We start from the raw sequence: 7200 nt of genomic DNA, 5'->3' as shown, positions 1-7200 counted from the left end.
CGAAATTTCAACGCTAACATCTTCCGCTTTCGAACCCGACTCATGCGCGTTTTTCAATAGATTGATCATCAGTTGTTCAAACTGGGCAGCATCAGCATGCAACACTAGCTCTTTGTCAGTGTTCTCAGGTAAAAGTAAAGTAAATTGCCATTGTTCAGCCAATTGATCGAATACGTCTAAAACGCTAAGGCGCTGCACTTTTGGCTCTGGAATTTTGGCAAATTTGCCGTAACCTTGCACAAAATCACTTAAATGTTTAATACGCTCATCTATGGTCGAGAAGACCCTAGCTAGTCGGTCTTCATCTACTTGAAGACTTAATATTCGGCCACTGTGCAGCATAGACGAAATCGGGCCTAAACTGTTATTTAACTCATGGCTAATCACCCGTATAACTTTCTTCCAAACCACCACTTCTTGACGACTCAATTCGCGTGTCATGTGTTTTAAAATATATAAATTGTGAGATTGATTATTGAGATTAAAGCTACCGAGCGACATATGCCAAGTCTCGGGTTCTTTGTCTTTGTGATGAATGCTAAATAAACCTTCTTTACCAGCATTAATGGCGTCAATGGCTCCTTGAGGCGCATTTTTTAAAAGTGCACTTATTTGTCGACCCGATATACCATCAAAAGTAGAAAAGAAATGTCGTGCAGCAATGTTACTAAAAATGACCACACCTTGATCGTTGACTAAAAACAACACATCTGGGGAGCTTTGCGTAATTTTATCTAGTAATAATTCCCGTTGATAAAGCCAGTGTTTTTCTTCCCGTAGTTTATCGATGGTTTGATTATAAAGCTCACATAATTCGCCCAATTGGTCTTTTTTGTTGTAAGACAAGGAACTTGAAAATTCTCCGTCTTTCATGTTTAGCAACCCAAGCTCTAAAGCAGAAAGACCCTCTTTGATGTCTTTTAACATAAAGCGCGCAGCGCAGACGCTTACCAACAATACCCCTACAGTCAATAGAAGTTTTTGTACCCAGGTCCAGTCTAACAACCAATAAATGGGCAACACACCAATAAGGCTACACAGCAAGCAAATTATCCACACACGTGCGGTAACCGATACAATCATTTAATATTCAATGCCAAATTTATTCAAACGCCGATATAAGGCCTGACGGCTCATCCCAAATTGCCGTGCTACTCTAGCAATTACCCCTTGATGAAGATGCATAGCCTCTTCTAAAGCCACTTTATCTGGTTCTTGTGACGATGGGTTTTGCTCGTTACCAGTAACACTTGTTAACGCAACATCCTGTCTGAAGGCAAAGTCTTCAGTTTCAATAATTCCTTCCGGTTTTAATACCGCCACACGTTTACATGCGTTTTCTAATTCGCGGACATTACCCGGCCAAGTTTGCGACAATAGCGCTTGTTCTGCCGATAAACTAAGCTGTCGTGCTGGCAAAAAGTGTTGTACTAAAGGCATAATATCTTCGGGTCGTTTCGCTAAAGCGGGCAATTGCAGCTCAATCACGTTCAAACGGTAATACAAATCTTCTCTAAATTCGCCATTGGCTATTTGCTCAAGTAAATTAGCATTGGTCGCCGAGATTACCCGCACATTGACTTGTAGTGTGTTGACGGAGCCAAGCCTTTCAAATTGGCCTGTTTGTAATACACGTAACAATTTTGTTTGCCCTGAGTACGACAAATTACCGATTTCATCTAAAAATAAAGTACCACCGTCTGCGGCTTCAAATCGTCCTATTCGAGCTTTGGTTGCCCCTGTATATGCGCCTGCCTCAGACCCAAATAGCTCGGCCTCAAGTAAATCTCCTGGCAATGCGCCGCAATTTACTTTGATAAAAGGCTTATTGGCCAAACTCGATTGAGCTTGTACAAGCTCTGCGATTTTTTCCTTTCCCGCCCCGTTAGCGCCAGTAATCAATACCGAAATGTCAGATTTAGCCACTTGAATCGCCATGTCGACCACTCGCTGCATCGCGGTACTCGAGTAAATCAAACCAACTTGTTCTGCGGCAGATTGAGAAGGTTTTTGTGCTTGTTGATGGCGTTCAAGTTGCTCAGTTTGCGAGCGCGATTTACCCAACTCAATTAAATTGCCAACACTGGTAAGTAACTTTTGATCATCCCATGGCTTAGCAATATAGTCGGCTGCCCCAGCTTTGACTAATTCAATTGCTTGCTCTAAATCAGTCCAAGCGGTAATTAAAATAATGGGTAAATTGGGGTTCAGTTCCCTGAGCGATTCAAATAAAGCTTTGCCTTCTTCGCCCGAAGTGGTGTCACGAGTAAAATTCATGTCTTGAATAACCAATGACACTCGTAATTGATTAACAATGCTTATGGCTTGTTCAGGTGAGTTGGTGGTGACTACGTCGTAGCCATGAATTTCAAGCAACAACGACAATGCCTGCAGCACTGCCGTTGTGTCATCAACAATTAAGACTTTTTCAACAGCTTTTTTGTTCACGTTTTGCTTCTCTACCGTTGTTAATTTGTCTTGTTAAATTGAGCGTGTGGCAATACTGGGTGAAATATTAGCCGCTCTGTTTGCGGGTATCAATACCGACAATAAACTAATCGCCAGTACAAATAAGGCAGTATATAGAATGAAGCTATTGTCTAGTGCTGGCAAGGAATATTCTTCCAATAGCAATGTGCCCAAATAGACTGCACCTAAAGCACCTGCCCCTAAGCCTGCAATACACACCATAGCGTTTTCTACCAAAAAGTATTTGATAATATCCGATTTGCGTGCACCTAGCGCTCTGCGCGTACCGATTTGTTTTGTACGTTTATTGATATTAAACAAGGTCAAACCAAAAATACCTACAATTGTTATCAAGACTAATACAACGATTATCACCATTAGCATGCGTGTCATTAGTATGTCACCAGCATTATATTCTGCTTTTGCTTCATCAAAGCCACGCGCAGGATTAATCACACGTTTATCATAATTGGCTAACATCAACTCTTCAATTTGACGCTTAATTGCGGTGCGTTCTTCCGGCTTAGTTCTCACCACATAGTGGTCAAAGCTTCTTGTTTCGACATAAGGAAATATAACCACATTATCTGAACGTGAATCCTGTAGCCAAGGTCCCTTCATTTGCTCGACTATACCAATAATTTTTATAGGTGAACGTCCAAAATAAACGGTTTTTCCTAAACCATCTCCTTCGGGAAACATCTCATCGACAAAAGCTTTACTAGCCACTACAACGGTTGGGCGGTTTTCGCTCGACAAGCCAAATTTCACTTCATCTGCTCTAAAGTCACGCCCGGCTATTAAATTCACCCCTAAAGTATCAATCATATTCTCATCACCGGCGGTATACGCGGCTCTGATACCTTTATTATTTTCCATGTCTGGGTCGGGATGCGAATCAAAACTTGACGCTGAGCCACTGCCAGACAAAGGCACATCCTGCATAAACACTGCGTTTTCCACTCCCGGTATGTTGCGTAGCATTTCTTCATCTAATTCGATTTGTTGCATCCTATCAACATCACCAAAAGTCAGTACGCTAAAATGCAGTAGTGATTCTTCTGGATAACCGGTTTCTTGTTGCAGATAATTAATACGGTCTACAATAACAAAGGCAGAAACGCTCACTATCGCTAAGGTAATAGCTATTTCAATCAAAAGTAAAAATGTACTCACTTTGGAGCGACGTAAAGCGTTAAATATAGGTTTAATCTCTAACATAATAACAGTCCTTTAAAAGTGAGTTTATTGAGTTTTAAGATAAATAGCAGGTTGTGTTTTGCACACCAACCAGGCCGGAATAGCACCTGCAATTAAGCAAGAAACAATAGCAATCATTGGCGCCGCAAAAAGCATGCTTAAATCCATGGTAGCCAGGGCACTGAAATAACTATAAGTAGACCGTACGCCCCACAGACCAAGTTGAGCGATGCCTATTCCAACTACGCCACCAAAGAAACCTAACATAGACACTTCAACTAAATGTTGCGCAAACACATGAGACTTACTAGCGCCCAATGCTCTGCGCACTCCCACTTCTGGCGCCCGGCGCAAAAACTTTGCTAAAAGTAGCGCAAGAATATTCACTAAACATACGGTTAAGAACAAAAAACTTAGCCCTACCAACAAACGGTTATCTTCAGATACCACATTGTTGTATTCCATCCACTCATTAACGTTACGTAAAGAAAATTCAGTTTTTTCGCGTTCAAAACGACCCAAAGTCCCCTGCTCTGCCAAATAATTAGTCAAATATTCACTAAATGCTTGTTTTTCTTGCTCGTTGTTTAGCTCGACCCAAAACTGCACCCATAGTAATTCTGAGTTGAGTCTATCTTGAAAGCTATTAATTTCTTGGTACTTCCAACCATTAGTGTTACCCCAAGTAGTGAGTTCTTTAGCCTTAATTAAAGACAAAGGAATAAATAAGTCTTCAGGCGAATTAAAAGAGCCATTGTTCAAATCGTAGTACTTAGTGTGGATATCCCACTCCTTGATAACACCTACCACCTGAAAAACTTCGTCGTTTAAATAAACTTGCTTGCCTACCGAATCTTCGCCGCCAAACAATTTTTCGTTTATACTCTCGCTAAGCACAACAACAGGGGCCGCACTTTGATATTGTTCTTTACTCCATGCATTACCATATAGAAACTCTAGATCGAACATAGCAAAAAACTCATTGCCTGTTACACGAGCACTTTCTAAGAAAGGTTTCACTTCACTAGAATTCATGTGCACCGTGAACCCTGTACGAGTTGATGCTATTTTGCGATAAGGCAAATCTACATCGTTTAAAAACATAGCGTCTTTATACGTAATTTGAGTGGGCAAATTATCTTCTGTCCACCATTCTTCGCCATCGTCCATGGTATCTAGTTGTACCGCATATAGTTTGCTGCTTTTGTGGGGAATAGGGTCCATCGACATCATGTGATAAACAGACAAGCTGGTCATTGTAATGCCAATCCCAATGGCAATTGCCAACACCATAAGCACCGAAACAACCGGGGTACGCTTAAAGCTGCGCCAAGCTAAATCTACGTAATGAAAAAACATATTAAGCCTCCACAGGGTTATTGCTAAGGTCAATTGGTTTGATGCTAGGTGTGATAATTTCTTTTTCTCGAGATTGGTAAAGCGTAAAGTCAGCCAACTGGCCATCTACTACCTGAATATTTCGAGGGGCACGGCGGGCTAGTTCTGGGTCGTGTGTGACCATTACAATAGTTGCACCATCGCGATTAATTTCTTCAAGTAACTCCATAACCTGACGTGCCATGAGGCTATCGAGATTTCCTGTAGGTTCGTCAGCCAGCAGAAACCTAGGTTGCCCAGCTAATGCCCTGGCAATTGCAACACGTTGTTGTTGTCCGCCCGATAATTGCTGCGGTAAATGTTTAGCACGACTGCCTAAACCTACTTTTTCCAAACATTCTTCAATACGGCGTTTACGCTCGGCTGTCTTAATACCACGATATCGCAGTGGAACTTCAACATTTTCATACAAATTAAGATCGGGGATTAAGTTAAAGCCCTGAAATATAAAGCCAATTTTTTGATTACGTAAATCAGCACGTTGATTGTCAGAAAGTGTGCCCACGTTTACATCATCTAACATGTATTCGCCACTAGTGTAGGGTTCTAACATGCCCGCAATATTTAAAAAAGTAGTCTTGCCCGAACCTGAAGGCCCTGTTACCGCTATGAATTCACCTTCGTTTACTTGTAAATCAAAATCACGTAGTGCGTGTGTTCTCACTTTTTCGGTTTGATAAACTTTGCTGATATTTTTCATGGATAACATTGTGATGTCCTTTTTTAGTAAATACTGACTTTAAATTGTTTAAAAATATGCTTTCACGAGTGCTTTGAATTAATTCAACAGCACCGAATCGCTTTCAATAAATTCATCATAATTTGAGATAATAATTTGGTCGTTAGCCGATAAACCACTTAGCACTTCTACTTCGCGCATACTCCTTGCACCAAGTTGAATATCGATTTTGGTAGCAACATCCCCTTCTATTTTGTAGGCCACAAATCCACCAGCTTGTACAAAACTACCTCGACGTACCTTTAGCACGTTTGATTTGTTCTCTAATAAAATACGAGCCGAAAGCTGTTGGTTTTGACGAATGCCAGCAATGTCTTGTTGATCAAAACGAACCCGAGTTGTGACCTCTCTATTGGTGACTTCAGGCGAAATACCCGACAATTGCCCTACTATTTTTTGGCCGCCAATACTTATTTCCACTGGCATACCCAAACTCAAGTCATTGGCATAACTTTCTGCGACATTCAATTCGGCTTCATAAGCACTCAAATCGACTAAGGTCATTAAAGGAGCATTTTGCGCAACTAATGAACGCTGTTGAGATAATAAATTGCCTATCACGCCATCAACAGTGGCTCTAATATCTAAGTCCGTTGTTTTTCGTACCAGCTCGTCTATTACAAGTGCTTGGCGCGAAACGGTACTGCGGGCACTGTCTAACTCAAAAGCTAAAGTATCTTTAGCTAACGCCACTTCTTGTTTTGCGTGCTTAAAAGACAATTTTGCCCGTGCTAAATCGTCTACCGCTTTTTCTAAATCAATTTGCGAAATTAAATTGTTAACGATAGATGCTTGTGCTCTGCGCTCTTCTCGCTCCGCAGCCTGTAAGTCAACTTCGGCTAAATCTAGGGTTTTAGTCAATTGCAAGGTTTGTCGACGTGCGTCTAACTCTTGTCTAGCGAGTTGGCCTTTTAAGCGCTCCATTTCTGAGCGTTCTTGTTTTAGTTGATTTTGTAGTTCTGGGCTTTCGACTGTTGCTACTATTTGACCAATACTCACCGTGTCGCCTGCTTGAACCTTTAACTCTACATAACCTTGCTCTGGACTATAAAGTTGCGGTGCGTTTGCGGCCACTATCCGTCCTGTAGCCGACACATCACGGATTAAATCGCCCACTTCCAAGGTGGCTATTTGCACTGATGCACGTTCAATAGAGCGATTGGCTGAAGGTGAGCTAAATAGCATACTAGCACCAAGAAAAAACAGGCCAATGACAACAATCACGATAAAAATGACTTTTTTCATATTCGTCTTTGATTCTAAAGCGATGTCTTGTGCACTGGTATCCTGGATCATGACTATTCCTTTTATTACTCGACTTTAATTATTCAGTGATGCGGGTTTCGATAAACGCAATAAGACAGGCGCATATCAGGACAGTTAATGGCGAAAGA

6 protein-coding genes are annotated in these 7200 nt (G+C 41.4%); all 6 read right to left on the bottom strand.

From position 1 onward, the window contains the following. Positions 1–1083, bottom strand: a 1083-nt coding sequence (locus tag RM552_RS16770; RefSeq protein WP_311370034.1) for a sensor histidine kinase, incomplete at its 3' end; no start/stop codon positions are given. Continuing rightward, the gene (locus RM552_RS16765; protein ID WP_311370033.1) at positions 1084–2448 is read right to left on the bottom strand and encodes a sigma-54-dependent transcriptional regulator; all 1365 of its coding nucleotides are present in this window, start codon (positions 2446–2448) and stop codon (positions 1084–1086) included. It abuts the gene before it with no gap. Between the two features lie 33 nt (positions 2449–2481). Then, positions 2482–3690 carry an ABC transporter permease gene (locus tag RM552_RS16760; RefSeq protein WP_311370032.1) on the bottom strand — a complete coding sequence of 403 codons (1209 nt, stop codon included), beginning with the start codon at positions 3688–3690 and terminating at the stop codon, positions 2482–2484. A 24-nt stretch (positions 3691–3714) separates the two neighbouring features. Next, on the bottom strand, positions 3715–5028 hold the full coding sequence (locus tag RM552_RS16755) for an ABC transporter permease (protein ID WP_311370031.1): 1314 nt from the start codon (positions 5026–5028) through the stop codon (positions 3715–3717). Between the two features lies 1 nt (position 5029). Next, positions 5030–5776: an ABC transporter ATP-binding protein gene (locus RM552_RS16750; protein ID WP_311370030.1), complete on the bottom strand. Its 747-nt coding sequence runs from the start codon at positions 5774–5776 to the stop codon at positions 5030–5032. A 69-nt stretch (positions 5777–5845) separates the two neighbouring features. Continuing rightward, a complete protein-coding gene (locus tag RM552_RS16745; RefSeq protein WP_311370029.1) occupies positions 5846–7102 on the bottom strand; it encodes an efflux RND transporter periplasmic adaptor subunit in 1257 nt (418 codons plus the stop codon). Positions 7103–7200 lie beyond the last annotated feature (98 nt).

Source organism: Glaciecola petra, assembly GCF_031846345.1.
Lineage (GTDB): Bacteria > Pseudomonadota > Gammaproteobacteria > Enterobacterales > Alteromonadaceae > Glaciecola > Glaciecola petra.
This window is presented reverse-complemented; position numbering and strand designations above follow the sequence as displayed.